Below are 17,553 nucleotides of genomic sequence, written 5' to 3'. Positions count from 1 at the left end.
TCTCACCCGATCAGTGGTCCTGTGGCGTGTCCTGTTGGTCGATCAGTCGGTCTCCGCAGACGACCTCGTCGATCGAGTGGACCGTCCCGCCGAGACCGGCGATGTCTTCCTCGACGGCCGTCGCATCGATGTCGCCCCCTTCGATCGTGAGTTTGAGATTCTGGACGACCCGATCGGTCTCGATCAGCGCGACGTTTGCGCCGTCGACGCCCTCGCTGTCGGCGACGGCCCTCGAAAACTCGAGGATGTCCGGTTCGTGCGGTTTCATGACGTCGAGAACGAGCCGACGGATCGGAGGTGCCATGATGTCTCCCTCTCGTTCGACGACCTTAGTGACGGGGGACGGTGGGCCGGACACCGGGTCGATATCGATACCGCTGCTCGGCCGACGGACGAAATTACAGGGAACAGACGACGCGGCGAGGACCGAGAGCCGGAGTGGCGGTTCTCGCGGCCGATCGCTCCGTCTCGAGTCCCCAGCGACTCGTAACGCCGGTCGCGGACGGTGCGACGCGGACCGCGACCGCACGAGCATTGCGACGACGACTCCGAATCAGCGGTTTCGACCACCCGAAATCGGCCAGAACAGGTAGCGAGGAGTGAACTATTGTCCGTCGAGAAGTGGCATTTACGGTCGGCAGCGTCGTACCTTATAAATGGGTGACACAAAATGGCAGACGCTTCGGTAGAACACCCGACTGGTATCGACCCTGATCAGGACTGGCGAGTCCCTGCCGGTGGCGGAGTCTTGCTGGTCGTCCTCGGGCTGCTCGCGATCCTGTTCCCGTTCGTCACCGGCGTATCGCTGTCGGTGCTCCTCGGTGCGCTGCTCGTCGTCGGCGGCTTCGCCCACGTGGCCCACGCGTTTTCCGTCCCCGGCTGGACCGGGAGCGCGGTACAGCTGTTACTCGCGGTGATTTACGTCGTCGCGGGGATCAGTTTGCTGGCGAATCCGGTACTCGGGTTGTCGACGCTGACGCTGCTCGTGATCGCGTACCTGTTCGTCGCTGGAATCGTCGAAATCGTCGCCGGGTTGAGTATGCCGAGCGGAGCCAACGGGCTCTGGATGGCCGTCAGCGGCGTGATCGGAATCCTCCTCGCGGGCTTGCTCTGGGCTGGCTGGCCGTCGACCGCGCTGTGGGCGGTCGGGACGTTGTTCGGCATCAACCTGCTCATCAGCGGCGTCGCGTTACTGTCCGTCGGGTCGGCCGAACGACGCGTCGTCAGGGAGGAATCGGCTACTGCGGCGTGACCGAGCGCCGATTCGTTTCCGACGTCCCGCTATCCGGTTCCAACTCACCAGCCCCGAACGACCGTTCGCCACGTCCGGTACTCGCCAGCGACTCGCTCGAGGGGGTATCGGTCGTCGGCGGAATCCGCTCGGACTCCTGGGCGACGACGAACCCGACCCGTACGGCTGGGTCCTCATCGGTCGTTTCCCGGAGGTGTCGATCGAGGCGGTCGGCGACGTCCGGCGGAACGGTCGCGGTGTTCGAACGTCCGACGACGACCGAGACGGTCGGGTCGTCCCCGAGGATGATATCTTGGGTGTCGTACTCGATCTCCACGGACTCGAGTTCGTACGCCGAGAGCGCGGGTTCGTCGAAAAACCGCTCCGTTTCGGCGGTCGCCCGCTGCTCGAACGTCGTGGTCTGATAGGATGCGAACGTAACCAGTCCGAGAACTATCGACAGTCCGATGAGCGCGACGATAAGGACCGCACCGCGCCTGACCACCGCCCGGCGCACGGTTTTTCGTTGGTCGCTCAGTTCGGGCCGATACCCGCTGAACCAGAAGATCGCCAGCGCTGAGAGGTTTATCGAGAGGAGGTTGACCAGTACCAGCACCGATGCCGTCGCGGCGACCCCGGCGAACCCCCAGGCGATACCGAGTCCGGCCGTCCCCGCGGGCGGAATGAGCGCCACCGCAATCGCGACGCCCACGAGCGTCGACCCCGACCCGCGCGAGACGCTGATCGCTCCCGCGATCCCCGATCCGAAGGCGATAAACAACGAGAGGAACCCGGGACTCGTCCGTTCGGCGACCTGCGGGATCGTCCTGATATCCGTCCCGGGCGGAACGATCACCGTTCCCTGCAGTATGGCCCCGAGGACGGCGGCCACGGCGATCGAAAGCAATAGACCGGCGACCTGCAGCGCGATCCCTCGAGTCGCCAGGTCTCGATCCGCGAGGACGCTGCCCGCGCTCGCGGTGATCGCCGGCCCCATCAACGGCGCGACGACCATGGCGCCGATGATAGTCGCGGCTGAGTTGAGTAACAGCCCACCGACCGCGATGACCGTGCTCAACACGATGAACGCGAAATACGTGGCGGGTTCCGGTGCGAGACTCTCTGCGGTCGATTTCATCTCCTCTCGCGAGACGCGGTCACCGGGGTACAGCTCCTGTAGGGCCGTGATCCGGGTCGATACGACGGTCTCGGTCGGCAGCACGATGGTGTACGCACTTTCACTGATGCCGGCCGATCGCAACTGATCGAGCACTGGTTCGACACCGGTCGGCGGGACCGGAAACTGAACCATCGCCTCGAACTCGCCTCTGCCCGTCTCGTCGAACACGGCGTAGTCTATTCCCTGCTCGTCCAACGCACTCAGTACCGACTTTCGATTCCCCTCCGGAATCAACACCTGCACGAGGCGCATACTGACGGTACCACGTTCCCGTGCATAAACGTGCCATAGAGCGGATAGGTGTCCCGCTCGCGAGCGCGAGGCCCTTCCTCCGTCGTCGACTGCCGATTCGGTGCTGTCGATTCCGAGGGTCTCCGGCTCGTTCTTTCGAGGTCCTCGTCACGCCGATCGTTCCAGACTCTCGAGAAGTCGTGACTGCAAGACGGCGTTGATCGGTATCAGGAGCGTCCAGGTGAGGATTGCAAGCGACGGGTCGACGACCGCAACGCCCATCGAGAGGATGAACACGAGCGGCGAGGCCAGAAACCGCGCCTCCTGGATGAGGACGGTCCGAGACGTGAGGCCTTCCTCCAACAGGTCCTCTCGCGACACGTAGCCCCACAGGAGCGCGAGGCACAATCCGGTTAGCGCCAACACGCCCGCGTAGAACGTGATCCCGAACTGATTCGGATAGTTGATGAACAGATTCGTGCCGTACGGGACGAACGCGACCAGGAGCAGAAAAAAGAGATTGAGCCAGAGCACGCCTCGGTCGTGGCGCTCGACGTGGACGAATACGCGCCGGTGAAGGATCCAGTAGAGCCCGACGACCAGAAAGCTCAACGCGTATCCGACGAACTCGTGCCACTGTTCGGCGACGAGTTCGGGGAGAAACGACAGCGAACTTCCCGCGGGGACGGTCGGAACGGAGATCTCGAGCACCAACAGGGTGATTGCGATCGCGATCACGCCGTCGCTCAACGCAACGAGCCGGTCCGTTTCATCGATTTCTCGACCCGCCGGAGAGTTCATGACGGATACTACGACGGGGATCGGTATAGACGATGGACCGCGTCGACGCATCCACCTACTACAGCCTTGACCGCGTCAATGCACCCGCCTACTACGGCCCCGACCAACCGGTTTCGATTACCGGAGCGGAGACGCACCTCGAGGCCGGCTCACTGCTGAATTCGTCGAACCAGGATCGCGATTCCGAGGTACGCGGGGAAACAGACGGCGAGGACGGCCGCGATGAGTCCCCAGTCCTCGACGGCGAGTGGAACCGTCCCGAAGTAGCGATTGAGCGGCGTGTAAAGCACCGCGAACTGGAGTCCGACCGACGCACCGACGGCGGCCGCGAGCCATCGATTCGACAGGACTGGCGTCTCGCGCAACCAGCGGATGACGTAGAGCTTCTCGAACTCGAGGAAGACGAAGCTGGTGAACACCATCGTCATCGCGTAGGGAGTGACGTCGGCCGCGCCCTGGAGAGTGACCACCATGAGCCCGAGCATGACGGTCGTCGTGATCAGTCCGGTCCCGCCGATCAGTCCGACCATCTCCCGGCTGATGATCCCCCGATCCGGATCGCGCGGCGGCCGGTCCATCACGTCGCCGCTTTTCGGATCCGCACCGAGTGCGAGCGCCGGCAGGCCGTCGGTCAACAGGTTGATCCACAGCAACTGGACGGCCGGCAGAATGAGATAGCCGGCCAGCGAGGCGAGAAAGACCAGCGCGACTTCCGCGACGTTCGCACTGAGAAGGTAGGCGACGAACTTCCAGATGTTATCGAAGATCGTCCGTCCGCGTTCGACGGCCCGCTCGATCGTCGCGTAATTGTCGTCCAGCAGGACGATGTCCGAGGCCTGTCTGGCGACGTCCGTCCCGCGGATCCCCATCGCGACACCGACGTCCGCGTTTTTCAGCGCCGGTGCGTCGTTGACACCGTCGCCGGTCATCGCGACGTTGTGGCCGCGCTCCTGGAGCGCCCGCAGGATGCGCACCTTGTGCTCCGGCGAGGTCCGCGCGAAGACGTCGATCGACCCGACCCGATCGCGCAGCGTCTCGTCGTCCATTCGTTCGATCTTCCGGCCGCCGAGGACCTCGCTGCCGATTCCGAGCGTTTCGGCGATCGCCCCGGCCGTTCGCACGTTGTCTCCAGTTACCATCTTTACGTCGATGCCGGCACGCCTCGTCGCCGCGATCGCGTCGGCGACTTCCGTCCGCGGCGGATCGATCATGCCGGTCAGTCCCACGAACGTCAACCCGTCCCGCAGATCGTCGGGGCCCGCCGGCGCCTCCCGGTAGGCCATCGCGAGGACGCGAAGCGCGTCGTCCCCGAACGAGCGAACGACCGTCTCGATCCGGTCGCGTCGATCGTCGGTCAGGGGAACCGGGCCGTCTGCCGTCAGAATTCGATCGCAGTTCGCGACGACGACCTCCGGCGCGCCCTTGACGTAGCCCACGCCATCGTGGACGGTTCCCATCCATTTCCGGTCGGACGAGAACGGAATCTCACCGGTTCGCGGATACTCGTCCCGCAGCGACTCGCGATCGAGTCCGCGACGATCCGCCGCCTCGAGCAACGCCTGTTCGGTCGGATCTCCGTCCTCGAGCGTCGAATCGTTACAGAGCGCGCCGATTCGCAGGAGCAATTCCTCGCGCTCGGAGGGCACGTCGCCGTCGTCCCCGCGGACGGCCCGGTCCGGCCCCCTGTCGGCGTCGATAGCGAGGACCGCGTCGTTGACCCAGAGCCTGCTGACGGTCATCTGCCCTTTCGTGAGCGTGCCGGTTTTGTCGGTACAGACGACGTCGACCGCACCGAGGGCCTCTACTGCCGGGAGTCGGCGGATGAGCGCGTTCTCGTCCGACATCCGGCGAACGCCGAGCGCGAGCGTGAGCGTGACCACCGCGGGCAACCCTTCGGGGATGGCGGCGACCGCGAGCGACACGGCGGTGAGCGCGGCCTGAACCACTCCCGTTCCGCGCAGGAGCAACAGCGGACCGACCAGCATGGAGAGAACGAGGACGCCGACCCCGAGGGTACGTCCCAGCCGATCGAGTTCGCCCTGAAGCGGCGTCTCCGTTTCTTCGATGACGGCGAGTTCGCGGGCGATTTCGCCGACCGCGGTCTTCATGCCCGTGTCCGTGATGACCGCGGTGCCCTTGCCGCGAGTGACGCTCGTCCCCTTGTAGACCATGTTCGCCCGTTCTGCGAGGGGCGTTTCCGATTCCACCGGCGCTGCGGATTTCGAGACCGGAACGCTCTCGCCGGTCAGCGCAGCCTCGTCGATCTCGAGATCGGTTTCCTCGAGCAATCGGCCGTCGGCGGGGACGACGTCCCCGCCGCGAAGCACGACGACGTCGCCGGGAACGAGTTCGGTGGCGTCGACGTGTACCGACTCGCCGTTCCGGCGAACGGTCGCAGTCGGCGCGGCCAGTTCGCGGAGGGCCTGGAGGCTCTGCTCGGCGCGGTAGTCCTGAACGAATCCGAAGATACCGTTCGCCACGACGATGACCGCGATCAGAACCGCGTCGACGGCGTGACCCGCCCAGATCGAGAGCATCGCCGCCGCCAGCAACACCCAGATCAGGACGCTGTCGAACTGCACGAGGAGGATGTCGACGGGCGACCGCCCGCCGCCCCGCTCGATCTCGTTCTCGCCGTATCGATCCAGACGCCGACGTACTTCGTCGTTCGTCAACCCATCGGGTCGCGACTCGAGGTCCGCTACGACCCGCTCCGACGGGACGTCGTGTGGCGACTCGTTCATTGGGGCCGTCTTCGTCCTGTAGGCCCATAGACGTATCACGGTACGCTATCGCGTCGTCTCGACGTTGCAGATGTGGTCTCGGTCGCCTGTTCGCGCTCGAATCGGCCGCGTCCCGCCGAAACGGGGACCGAAGCCGTCCCCGAGAAGCCGACTCGAGATCGATCGCGCGATACCGGACTCGAAGCGTTCATACGGCCAGTAGAACAGTATCACAGCACAGTGGCGTGGATCGAGATTTTCGCAACGGCTTTTCTGTTGCAACTGCTCGCACTGCCCGGCGAAAAAGGGCAGCTCGTAATCGCCGGGCTCGCGACGACGTACAATCCGTACGTGGTCGTCGCAGGTGCAGCGACGGCCTTCGGCGGCTGGACGGCGCTCGAGATCCTTCTCGGTGACGCGCTCAAAGGTGCCGTCCCGGTGGTGTATCTCGACGCAGTGACGGCCGCCCTGTTCGTATTTTTCGCGATCTGGATCCTGTACGCGGGCGAGAAAGCGAAGGCCGGTCAGGCCCGGCCACGCACCGATTCCAGCGATCCGCGGAGCGATGGCGACACCCTCCAGCCGGATCACGACTCCGACGAGGGCGGTCTCCTGCTCGAGGCGGAATCCGGTCTGTCCTCGAGCGTTGGGGGATACCTCTCGTCGTTCTCGGCGATGGGAGTCGCGGAATTCGGGGATAAAACGCAGCTGATCACTATCAGTCTCGCTGCCCAGTACGGTGCCTCGCCTGCGATCTGGGTGGGAGAAATGCTCGCTATCGTCCCCGTGAGTCTGGCGACGGCTGTGTTTTTCTCTCGAACGACGCAGGTCCTGAATTTCACGTGGGTGCTGCGCGCTGCGGCCGCCATGTTCTTGCTTTTCGCATCGGACATCGTCGCGCAGTACGTCTTCAGCGTGTCCGTCCTGCCGTTGTGATCACTGGTGGATCACGAGTGCGCCGAGTCCAACGAGTTACCCACCGACGGCGTATCGACCGATCCCGTTGGGTAACGGGTCAGCGGTCGGTGAGGGGACGGCCTGTTCGGGGACTACCTTGGTACGGCCGCTACCGATCAGTCCCCCGCCAACGACTCCTGGCTGGCAGCGCAGTTGTTCGGGCCGAGTTCCAGTTCGAACGCCTCGTCGTCGTCGGCGTCTTGCTGGCCGAGGTTCGTCGGAATGATGTCCTCGTAGTTGGCCGGCCGCGGCGGCATGTCCGAAAGGATCAGCTCGACGAACTCATCTTCGTCCATCGTCAGTGCGTCCATGTCGTCGACGAGTTGGCCGATCGGCGCCGTGTAGGTACCGTCCTCGGCCGGCTCCGCCGCGTCGCTGAAGTGTGCCCCGCCGACGAGCGTCTCGTCGGGAAGCGTCAGCACGCGTTCTTGCAGGGACTCGTAGAGCTGACTGGCGGCCTCGGGTGCGCCGTCGTCGCCTTCCTCCAGGTCGGGCCGGGCGACGCTCTCGACGAACAGGCCGTCGCCGGTCGCGAGTAGCGAGCCGTCGATCAGGTAGGAGGTCATACCGGACGTGTGTCCGGGGGTGGACACCGTCTCGATGACGGCGTCTCCGACTTCGAATTCGTCGCCGTCCGCGGCGAGGGTGAGTTCGTCGGCGTAGGTAACCCCGCGACCGACGGACGCCTCGGGGATGACGCCCTCGACGCCGAGGGCGTCGAGCGCGCGAACGCCCGAGATGTGATCGGCGTGGATGTGCGTGTCGATCGCGTATTTCAGGTCGACACCGAGGTCGTCGGCGTCCGTGAGGTAGCGGTCGGTGAACGCGCGGAGCGGATCGATCACCGCCGCTTCGTCATCGTCGTAGACCAGGTAGCCGAGACACCCGCTCGAGGGCCGCTGGTACTGGAGGAGCGTTCCGGCGCCGTCGTAGCGCTCGACCTCGACGGCCTCGTAGATGCGCGCCCACCCGTTCATCCCGTCCTCGAGGTGGTTGACGTCGTATCCTCGCTCGGCGAGGGTACCGGCAACGTACTCGCTCGCACCGCCTTTCGCACAGAGCACCGTCACTTCGCGGTCGTCCGGAATCTTGTGGAGGACGTGAGCGTCGATCTCGTCCTCGAGGAACTCGAAGTACGGAACGTTGATCGATTCGACGGTCTCGCCGTCGATGTGCCACTCGTCGTAATCCGATTCCATTCGCGCGTCGAGGAGCGTGACGTCCTCGCCCGCGTCGATACGGGTTTTCAGCTCGTCAGGGGTCACCGATTCGATTTCGACGTCCGGCGTGGGGAAGTCCATGTCGTCCATGATGTACGGTGGTTAGTACAGGCTCCCACGTAATAAGGCTTTTCGTGGTTTCCACTAATCTGCACAATACTGTTGGGAGAGGGTCGAACGAGTAACCGAACCTGCATAGAAGAATGCGTGCGCAAACACACATACGACGGAGGTGAGCTGAAATCGGGTGGCGAACGGATGTTCGGGGATGGCACAATAATCGACACCCTTTTATGGGATCAGGCAATATTGTATGATAGCTCCAATACAGAGCACAAAAAGAACACATCCATGAGTTCGGAATACACCGTTTCAGAGACACTCGACGTGAAAGGACTGTCTTGCCCGATGCCTATCGTGAAGACCAAGCAGGCCATCGACGACATAGCGGCCGGAGAGGTACTCGAGGTCGTCGCGACGGATTCGGGCAGTATGAGCGACATTCAGGGCTGGGCCGAGGGAACCGACGGCGTCGAACTCCTCGAGCAGATCGAGGACGGCGACCTCTACAGCCACTACGTGAAGAAGACGGCCTGAGATGAGTACGGATAAGACCACGGCTTCGGGTGACGACGGGGACGTCGAAATCGATGCGGCCGAGGAACAGGCGCTTCGCGAGCGCATCGAGGAACTCGAGGAGTCGATAGCCGACCTGGAGGGCGGTGACGACCAGCAGAAGATGACGATCGTCGCGACCCAGGGGAGCTTCGACATGGCGTACCCGCCGCTGATCCTCGCGAGTACGGCCGCTGCGTTCGGCTGGGACGTCGTCGTCTTCCACACGTTCTGGGGCCTCGACATTCTCCACGAGGAGAAGTCGAAGAAACTCAAGCTGAGTGCGGTCGGCAACCCCAACATGCCAGTGCCGAACGCGGTCGCCGCACTCCCCGGGATGGACACGATGGCGACGAAGATGATGCAAAAGAGGATCGACGACAACGGGACCGCAACCATCGAGGAATTGATCGACCTCTCGCTCGAGAGCGGGGTCGATCTCCAGGCCTGTCAGATGACCATCGAGCTGATGGACTACGACGAGGACGACTTCTACGACGGCGTGACGACGGGTGTCGGTGCGGCCACCGCGATCCAGCACATGGCCGAGTCCGACGTCCAGCTTCTGGTGTAACGCGTGGCTGGACCCGACGCGATCGATACGGTCAATTTCGCGTCGTACCCACGAACGCACACCACCGCGTGATCGTCGACCCGGCCCGCATCGACCACACCGGCCTCGAGTCGCTGCACGACGACGGGTTCGACTGCGTCGCGGTCTTCGCCGGCGCCGTCAAAGGAATAATCGGGTTCGGCTACGCTCTGATCACGACACCGATATTCGCGACCGTGATCGATCCGACGTTCGCCGTCGTGGTGCTGTCGATTCCACCGTGGATGATCAACGTGTTCCAGATCGGTGAAACCGACACCGGGGTCGCCTTCCTTCCCGACGAGTGGCTCCTCGTGCTACTGGCCGTCGTCGGAACCGTCATCGGCGTCGCTTTTCTGGCCGAGTTCAGCGCCGGCCCCACCGTCCCGTTTATCGTTGGTCTGATAATATTCGGTTACGTCGTCTTCCAGTTCGCCCAGAACTTCGTCACCATCGAGAAGGCACACCACCCTGTCGCTCTCAGTACGGCTGGCTTCTTCCAGGGATTTCTCACGTCCGTCGCGAATCTCGGTCCCCTTCTCCCCGTCTACTATCACACGTTCGAGCGCGACGCCGAGCAGTACATCGGCGTCTCTCGATGGTCCTCGGGACTGTGTTTACGATCCGCATCGTTCAGATGGTGCTGTTCACCGATCTGCTGACGACCTACCGATTGTGGCTCGGGTCCGTAATCGCCGTCGTCACCATCGTGGGGCTGCTTCTCGGCACGTATCTGCGCCGGCTCGAGATCGACGAGGAGACGTTCGACTGGTTCGTCGTCGGCCTCCTGTTCGTCATCTCGCTCAATATCTTCAGGACGACCGTTCCGTCGCTGTTCCTGTAGCCCGTCTCGAGGCGGCGAACCGGCCGTTCCGCGAATTCAATCGCTTCCCGCTCGAGGATCCCAGGGGGCCGTCACCAGGACGTAGCAGCCGATTCCGAGACAGAGCAAGCCGTAAAATTGTACCCGCGACCAGTTCGACGACAGCGCGAGCAGCGTGACGAGGACCACCCATCCCCCGACGATGACGAGATCCGTGAGCAATCGCCCCGCGACCGTGACGAGCCATCGCGGGCCCGGTCGTCCCCGTTTGGATCGGGCGCGCTCGGGTTCGTCCTCGGTCATCCGCCGCGTCCCTCGGTCCCCCGCGCGCTCGGGGTCTCGGTCAGTGTCAGTGCTCGCGGTAGTCGTCGCATGGTTCTAGAAGTGATACCCGTGGCGTTCAGTGAGACGATAGGCGGCCGTTCCCCAGATGTAGTTCTGCCCGGGCCACCAGGTTCGGGCGTTGTTGAATCCGGCGACGAGGACACCCCCGTCCGGTGCGTCGGGGTCCCGTCGGAAACTGACGGAGCCGCTATCGCCGTCGGCCATGTCGCGTTCCTGTCCCCATCTCAGCTGGCCGCGTCGACAGGTGTTCCCGGTGAGACACGTGATTGCGTCGATCCCCTCGATTCGACCGGTCGTCCGGCCGGTTCTGGCACCAACTTTCTCGAGCGATTTGCCCCGGGCAGCGAGGTCGGCCAGCCCCATCCTCGTGAACTGGCCCCGGACGCGCTCCGTCGTGAGTCCGTCGATGGCGCTGTCGGGCCGGAACGTGCCGTTGGGGGCGACCGTCACCACGTCTTCGACCGTGTGATCGGCTTGGACACGGCCCAGCGATGCTTTCCGTCCGTTATCGAATACGAGTGAGAGTTCGCCTCGAGCCGGCGAGGGGGCCTCGAAGGTGTGACTGGCCGTCGCAAAGAGGGTCTGTGATGCGCTCGGATCGTAGAGCGTCGGTGTGAGCGTCGCCCTGTTGGTCCCCACTTGACAGGTGACGCCGCCGGGAACACGGCCGTCCTCGACGCGAGAGAGGCGCCTGAACGGCCCCTCTTCTCCCTCGCTCGACGACGAAGTGCCCCGTGCGACCGCGTTGACGTCGTAGGAACCCTCGTCTACCAGGGACTCGATGAGGTCGACGGTCTGATCGAGGTCTCGTACGGAGACGTCGACCGTGATACTCGCCCCGGGATTTCGATACGCGCTCGGAACGACTGCACTGCCGAGGTACCCGGTCACGCCGGTTCGAGCGAGGATGTCGTTGATCTCGAACGCCTTCGTGACCGCAGCGTACCACTCCGCGGGGACGCGTTTTCTCCGCTCTTCGATCGACCACGGATCGGCCGGATCGGACCTGACGAGTGCTGTCACGATCGAGACGTCTCCGGTGTCGGTACCGAGGAAGTCTTCGACGCCGAGGAACGTGGCGACGCCGATCGCGTAGCCGGACGTGGCGACCGTCCGGAGGAACTCTCGGCGGCCGCTCTCGCTCCTCGAGCCCTGGCTGCCGTTCGCTGGTGCCATGATATCTCTCTCGGTCGATCCAGTCGCCGGCCGGTATCGACTTCGATCAACCAGCGACGTCCCGTCTGCACCGGATGACGTGTTCGGTCGTAATGACCTTTCCGCCCGTTCCGGCCCTCTGAGATAACCGTCGTCGGGGAGTCCCGATTCGATCGGGTTCCGGGACTCGAGCCGAACGTGCCGTCTCGAATTCAGAGCGGACGATCCGTTCGTGTCGAAGGCGATTACAGTCACCGGACGGTCGATGTCGGCTGCGGAGACAGTGACCGGGTTGGTCGACGAACCGTTCGTCGACCGAGGAGAAACCGGAATTGTTGGGCTGCCTCGGGATCGGTTCACCTGCTGAATCGCGGTACCCGAGAACGGACGTTTACTCGGCGTTATTTGCGGTGAAAACCGTGAAGAGACAGCAGAGTTCGATGGTCGGACTGGGATTCGAACCCAGGTCATTGCCGTGAGAGGCCGGCTCTCACCGTACTGCGATTTGATTATTCATCCGAGTTGACTTCCCCTATATCGGGCTTTGACCTGCTACAGAGCAAATTGAATCGCTTGCTCACCGAACCTGAGCAACCGGGACTTCGGGAGGGCCTGCATTCAGCCACACTACTGGTCGAATCTGCAACTCTTTGAGGATCTCAACAGAGCATAAAATATGTATTTTAACGTTCATCGGGTTTTATTGGGTTTATTCTGGTTCATGACTGCAAGACGGGAGGCTACCGGGACCAGATGACGATTACCTATTCAATTTCACGTCAAAAGTTAGAAACCGCGATATTCAACGAATTTCAGACGACCACAATCTGTGAAGACACTCCTATCATCGAGACTCACTCATCTAATCATTGGTTGAGTGGTGTAGCTCTTCAATCGGTCTCGATTCGAGAAGGGGCTGGAACGAAATCTGAGCAACGGACTGTTCGTCATTGGGGCGAGTCTTCAGCTGGAAATCGTGAATTCCAGAATTTCACCCTACCTGCACTGTTCGTTGATTTGGAATACGAAGTCAAGACGATCAGTGATCACTATGTGAATGCAACACAATACGAGAAAGAACAGCACCATACCGTGACGGTGAGAATGCAGTTAGAAGCTGCATTTAGTGGTGGGATACAACCGTATGTCTCACTGAGATTAGACTCTGTATTATCATCAACGCAAGGCGGGATCGGTGATGGCTTGGAGCAAATTTTCGACCAGAGATATCCGTGGGCATCAGCGCCGAATCTCTTTCTTCCAATGTTGTATGATGCGCCGAATGTGTCCTACTGGCTGCTAACGTACAATGAGGGGTTTGTGCTATCTGATGACGGCCAGGCCCTAGTTATTCGGTTAGACCTCTTCCCAAGCAAAGCCTCCATGTCTTCGTCTGATCAGTGGAAAATCTCCGAGTGGGAAGACTTCTATAATTTCTCACAGTCAGATGGAGTCACTGACAATGATATCAGCGTCACATTTGATCCAAAGCTACTGGAAGCAGAGTTAGAAATCAAACTTCAGAACATCGTATCGAATTTGAAGAATTTCTCGGTTAGTTCAATTTCGGCCGATTGGGAGTCTGAGATAGAGGGCGTCCCAATCCCGGACAGCTATAAATATGATGTGATGCCCACAAGCGAGACTACTGGACGTATCGAAGGAGAATTTATTAACACCTGCCTATGGTGGGATTTCAACTACTATGTTGAGGTAACAAACAAGATTCGGATGTTGAGCGCCTATGAAGACGGATTTGATCCTGGTCGGATTGTACTTGAACAGGAACTGAACAGTGATCTGACTGGCATGGGCAAGTTCGAGAATTTAGTTTGTGGAGAGGTTGTTTGGCCCTTAATAGTAATTGCTTTGTCGCTTCCTGAGATCTTGGCGCTCGGTGAATTTGCTGCTATCATAGGTCCGACAGCGTCTATTATTTTAATGGATGAGTATTACAGGGTGGACGAGTTCGAGGTTGAAGGACATTATGAATGGCATGCCGATATCGTTGCAGAAAACACTGTCCTCGGGAAGGTCACTCTCTCGGAGATAGAGGTTGACAATTCCAACCTCCAGATGTTGTTTGATACGACAGCCACCACTGTTCCCAGCGGAACCCCGCAGTTGCGAATTGAAACAGGACCCTGGCATTACCGAGCCGATAGATGCAGCATGGCACCTCGGGATCAACCAAGTAAAATAGTCACAATCCACAACGATGGAACAGCTCCGCTTAGCGTATGTGGCATCCAGTTGATCAGTCAAGACCCGTCAAATGTGTACAGTAATACCCCAGAGAGCGGGTTCGTGGTTGAACCCGGCAAGGCCGAGACATTCGCAATCAAGACCAGACTCCCGGAAGATGCTTCGGAGGCACCCTATGACGCAACGTATCGATTGGTGACTAATGTTGGTCCCCGGCTCATAACCGTCGATCAGGCTACAGGCCTGTCAGAATCCGACTATGAAGAGGCCTTATCCAAAATACCATTTGATATCTGTCTGGACCTCGAATCGTGGACGTGGAATAGTTGGTTAGGGCTCCAAGAATGGGTCCCAAAACCGCCAGGTGGTGAGCCATTACCCTGGAAAGACCGTCCGGCCTTGGTCCAGTACATCGTGAACTTCCGGACGCTCCCAGCGGATACGTCTGTACTGCTGAGCAATAGAGATGGTCGAACTGCCGTTTCTCAGCCGATCAATGGTGACGTCGCAGTCTCGCTTACAGCAGAGTCGGATCGACTAGCAGATTCCTGCTTTCTCAAACTCGAAGGGGAAGAACCCACTTTGAACTCAGATGGACAAACAGAACAGACAGAAGCATCCTCCCCAATATTTGGGGTCCGCCGATTAGACTGGTATCTCGTTGACGAATACGAACTCGGGACAATAACAAAGGACCTTATCTGGTTTGAAGACAATCTGTGGACCGTAATCAACAAGCAACTTCTTTCCCTCAGTGTTGCAGATCCCACTGATCTGAACCCCTCTTTCATCAGTGAATATTCAGACGTTCGTCAAATCGTGCGGGATCATGGGGGGCTGTTACTTCTACGAGACGAGTCCATCGAAATTTACCGACAGGTACCAGGCAGAGAGAGTATGCGGACTGTCTCATGGGACCACGACGGCTTCGATCGGTTTGCACGTTCCGACGAGTATTACTTTGGACTGGACTCAGATAGAATCGCGGTCATGGAACGTCGAAATGGAAAAGCACCACTCACAAGGAGTGAAATTGTGATATCTGACTTGGCGGACATCGTAACGATCGGCTCGAATTACGTTGCAGCTGCGAGTACAGATGGCGTATATCTACTCGATGTCTCCGATGCTTCTAACCCAGAGGTAGTCGATTTCCAAGAGATGGATTCAGTCGTTGACCTTTCCAGGGAGGGGCGTCGTTTGCTTGTTTGGGAGGATGAGTCTACACGGACCGTCTTCGTTGTCAATGATCAAGAATTAGTTTCAGTGGGCGTTTCGAGTGGAAACCCCACTCCCTGGTTTGCACATATCGATGGTCGATATCGATATTCGCTCTCGCCAGATGGCTCTCGCGTGCAGAGCTACCGTGTTGCCCCGTGGCAGGGAGTCGAACCAGTCAATGAAAACACGACTGAATGATCACTTCATCGAGGATCTCCGTTTGAAAAATCTCAGATTCTCACATTACTATTGCACTTTGGAATTCGAAATCGATTAGAGTCGTTGAATCCCGGAACCCCTTCAGTCAGTGGCCTCCGGTGAACCTGCCCTACATCTTTGAGCGCATCTCTTGTTCCAAGCCATCGTATTCCTATGCTCGGCAGATCGTTCTGTGTCCGTCTGTCCCGGCACATTTTACCGTTCTGCTATTCGAAATGCTGTATCCGCAGTTGTTCGAAAGTGAACCGAACAGAATTCGGGATGACTGCGTCACTACACTCCACGTAGATATTTCGTACCGCTAGCCCATCTGCTGACGGCCGTCACGAATCTTTTCGCTCTCCGGATGGACGTACTTCAGAGTCGTATCTTTGCCTTTGTGACGGAGTTGTTTTTTGCGGCGGGTAATTCATTTTCGCTAGTAAGAGCCGTTCCCACTGAGTGGTGAATCGAGGATTATGACAGCGAACGGTGTTTAGTCTCGATCCCCACAGTGTCCGCGAGACGATTGCTCATCGTGGCACGTAACCCGCGTGTTGAAAGAATAATCCAGTAAGTAGAAGGCTTGAGAACGCTAGAATGCTCCGACTGGGATTCGAACCCAGGTCATTGCCGTGAGAGGGCAATATGATTGGCCGGACTACACTATCGGAGCCCACCGCGCCTGCGTATACCATCGTAGCGCAGTACGATGTTTAAGCATTCCGTTTCGATTCGGTCGTGTCGCTTCGTCCCACGCGCGTGACGGCCGACAGAAGCGCTATTCCTCGAACGGTGACTTCGTCGCCTCGGGTTCGAAGCCTTCGAGGCTGATTATGTTTTCGCGGCCCACCCGGAGCTTGCTGATCGTCCCGTCGTCTTCCATGTCGGAGAGAAGCATGCTGACCTTCGATTTCGACCACCCGGTTTCGTCGACGATGTTGACCTGTTTCATCCGGCCACCGTTCTTCCGAATGAGTTTGACGACGCGGTCTTCGTCAGTCAGCAGGTCGTCCTCGGAGAGCGGCACCGGACCCGTTCCGTCGGCGGCTTCCATCGTCGCCTGTCGCTCCGGTTCGGGTTCCTCTGGTGGCTCGCCCGCTGTGTCGGCACGCGCAGACGGCTGCGGTGGCTCCTCCGACCGATCGACCGTCTCGGCGACCGATTCCCCGGGACCGTATCTGCTGTACCAGGCTGCCAGTGCGATAGCAACGCCGATCACGAAAACCCCGGCTACGAGATACCAGATGGAACCGACGCCGGCGTCACCCGTAGACAGGTCACTGCCGTCGGTCCCGACCGTACTCCCGTCGGTTCGGTCGAAAACCGCGCGCGGACGGCCGTCGACGAACTCGTGCTCGCCGCTCCACCGGACCGAGTCCGCGTCCTCGAGGGAACTGCCCGCGTATCGTCCCTCGGGTTCGACGTTGTGAAACTGCAGGTCGCCGCCGGCTTCGAGGACGATCGATTGATCGGACGCGAGATAAATCCCCTGGAAGACGTCACCCGCGACGAGTTGGCCGTCTTTCGCTTCGGCAAAGTTCTCCCACGTAAACGTCATTTCGACGACGCCCGTCGCGGTGAACTGTTCTTCGATCTGGGCCGACCGTCGAAAGTTCGTCGCTTTCATTTCGCGGCCGGTTTCCTCCGCCCCCGTTTTCGTCAGCAACTGCGATTGGTTTTGAAACCGGTCGTACAGTCCCGTCTCGTTGGCTTCGAACTCTTCGGCGAACGCCTCGAAGTTCTCCCGGGCGGCGGTCGCGTTTTCGTCGTTCGAAAACCGCTGTTCGTGACGAAACGTCCACGTCGCACTCCCGTTTTCGTGAACCACGATCTCGAACGTCGTCGTATCGAAGTTCTGGGTCTCCTGTGAGACGAGATTGCTCGAATCGACAGCGGCCATCGTCGCCGGTTGCGCTCCCCCGGAAGCCGTCTGGGACGCAACGAGCGGTCCGGTGGCCGTCAGCGCGACCGGTCCGCTGACACCGACGAACGCTGCCAGGATGACGAGAGCGACGACCCCGACGGAGACCGGCCGATTCATTCGTCTACCCAC

13 protein-coding genes, 1 tRNA gene and 1 pseudogene are annotated in these 17,553 nt (G+C 60.4%); 6 read left to right on the top strand and 9 right to left on the bottom strand.

Features of this window, described 5'->3' with window-relative positions; translation table 11 throughout:
- Window positions 1–10 precede the first annotated feature (10 nt).
- Window positions 11–304, bottom strand: coding sequence for a DUF211 domain-containing protein (locus tag NJT13_RS03640; protein ID WP_254524126.1), 294 nt, complete (start codon window positions 302–304; stop codon window positions 11–13).
- A gap of 366 nt (window positions 305–670) precedes the next feature.
- On the opposite strand from NJT13_RS03640, the gene NJT13_RS03635 reads away from it, so the two are divergent.
- The gene (locus NJT13_RS03635) at window positions 671–1,252 is read left to right on the top strand and encodes an HdeD family acid-resistance protein (RefSeq protein ID WP_254524125.1); all 582 of its coding nucleotides are present in this window, start codon (window positions 671–673) and stop codon (window positions 1,250–1,252) included.
- On the opposite strand, the gene NJT13_RS03630 is transcribed toward NJT13_RS03635, so the two are convergent.
- From NJT13_RS03630 to NJT13_RS03620, 3 genes are all read right to left on the bottom strand, one after another.
- The gene (locus NJT13_RS03630; RefSeq protein WP_254524124.1) at window positions 1,239–2,663 is read right to left on the bottom strand and encodes a TIGR00341 family protein; all 1,425 of its coding nucleotides are present in this window, start codon (window positions 2,661–2,663) and stop codon (window positions 1,239–1,241) included. The genes NJT13_RS03635 and NJT13_RS03630 overlap by 14 nt on opposite strands.
- Window positions 2,664–2,810: 147 nt before the next feature.
- Window positions 2,811–3,443, bottom strand: coding sequence for a TMEM175 family protein (locus NJT13_RS03625; protein WP_254524123.1), 633 nt, complete (start codon window positions 3,441–3,443; stop codon window positions 2,811–2,813).
- Between the two features lie 149 nt (window positions 3,444–3,592).
- On the bottom strand, window positions 3,593–6,187 hold the full coding sequence (locus NJT13_RS03620) for a calcium-translocating P-type ATPase, PMCA-type (RefSeq protein WP_254524122.1): 2,595 nt from the start codon (window positions 6,185–6,187) through the stop codon (window positions 3,593–3,595).
- 219 nt (window positions 6,188–6,406) lie between these two features.
- On the opposite strand from NJT13_RS03620, the gene NJT13_RS03615 reads away from it, so the two are divergent.
- Window positions 6,407–7,102, top strand: a complete 696-nt coding sequence (locus NJT13_RS03615; protein ID WP_254524121.1) for a TMEM165/GDT1 family protein — start codon at window positions 6,407–6,409, stop codon at window positions 7,100–7,102.
- Between the two features lie 137 nt (window positions 7,103–7,239).
- Here the strand turns inward: NJT13_RS03615 and NJT13_RS03610 are convergent, their stop codons facing one another.
- On the bottom strand, window positions 7,240–8,433 hold the full coding sequence (locus tag NJT13_RS03610; RefSeq protein ID WP_254524120.1) for an MBL fold metallo-hydrolase: 1,194 nt from the start codon (window positions 8,431–8,433) through the stop codon (window positions 7,240–7,242).
- 261 nt (window positions 8,434–8,694) lie between these two features.
- Here NJT13_RS03610 and NJT13_RS03605 point away from each other — a divergent pair, with 261 nt between their 5' ends.
- The 3 genes and pseudogenes from NJT13_RS03605 to NJT13_RS03595 all read left to right on the top strand — a co-directional run.
- Entirely contained in the window at window positions 8,695–8,940 is a 246-nt protein-coding gene (locus tag NJT13_RS03605; RefSeq protein ID WP_254524119.1) for a sulfurtransferase TusA family protein, read from the top strand.
- 1 nt (window position 8,941) lies between these two features.
- Complete coding sequence (locus NJT13_RS03600; protein WP_254524118.1) at window positions 8,942–9,532, top strand: DsrE/DsrF/DrsH-like family protein; 591 nt, start codon at window positions 8,942–8,944, stop codon at window positions 9,530–9,532.
- Window positions 9,533–9,672: 140 nt separating this feature from the next.
- Window positions 9,673–10,394: pseudogene (locus NJT13_RS03595) on the top strand (TSUP family transporter); the annotation flags it as partial.
- A 36-nt stretch (window positions 10,395–10,430) separates the two neighbouring features.
- On the opposite strand, the gene NJT13_RS03585 reads toward NJT13_RS03595, so the two are convergent.
- Window positions 10,431–10,676: a DUF8119 family protein gene (locus NJT13_RS03585; protein WP_254524115.1), complete on the bottom strand. Its 246-nt coding sequence runs from the start codon at window positions 10,674–10,676 to the stop codon at window positions 10,431–10,433.
- 75 nt (window positions 10,677–10,751) lie between these two features.
- On the bottom strand, window positions 10,752–11,894 hold the full coding sequence (locus tag NJT13_RS03580) for a hypothetical protein (protein WP_254524114.1): 1,143 nt from the start codon (window positions 11,892–11,894) through the stop codon (window positions 10,752–10,754).
- Window positions 11,895–12,626: 732 nt separating this feature from the next.
- On the opposite strand from NJT13_RS03580, the gene NJT13_RS03575 reads away from it, so the two are divergent.
- Window positions 12,627–15,497: a COG1470 family protein gene (locus tag NJT13_RS03575; RefSeq protein ID WP_254524113.1), complete on the top strand. Its 2,871-nt coding sequence runs from the start codon at window positions 12,627–12,629 to the stop codon at window positions 15,495–15,497.
- 601 nt (window positions 15,498–16,098) lie between these two features.
- Here the strand turns inward: NJT13_RS03575 and NJT13_RS03570 are convergent.
- Window positions 16,099–16,173, bottom strand: a tRNA-Glu gene (locus NJT13_RS03570).
- Window positions 16,174–16,278: 105 nt separating this feature from the next.
- The gene (locus NJT13_RS03565) at window positions 16,279–17,541 is read right to left on the bottom strand and encodes a helix-turn-helix transcriptional regulator (protein WP_254524112.1); all 1,263 of its coding nucleotides are present in this window, start codon (window positions 17,539–17,541) and stop codon (window positions 16,279–16,281) included.
- Window positions 17,542–17,553: the final 12 nt, after the last annotated feature.

The sequence above is a fragment of the Natrinema caseinilyticum genome, from assembly GCF_024227435.1.
In the GTDB taxonomy this organism is placed as follows: Archaea; Halobacteriota; Halobacteria; order Halobacteriales; family Natrialbaceae; genus Natrinema; species Natrinema caseinilyticum.
This window is presented reverse-complemented; position numbering and strand designations above follow the sequence as displayed.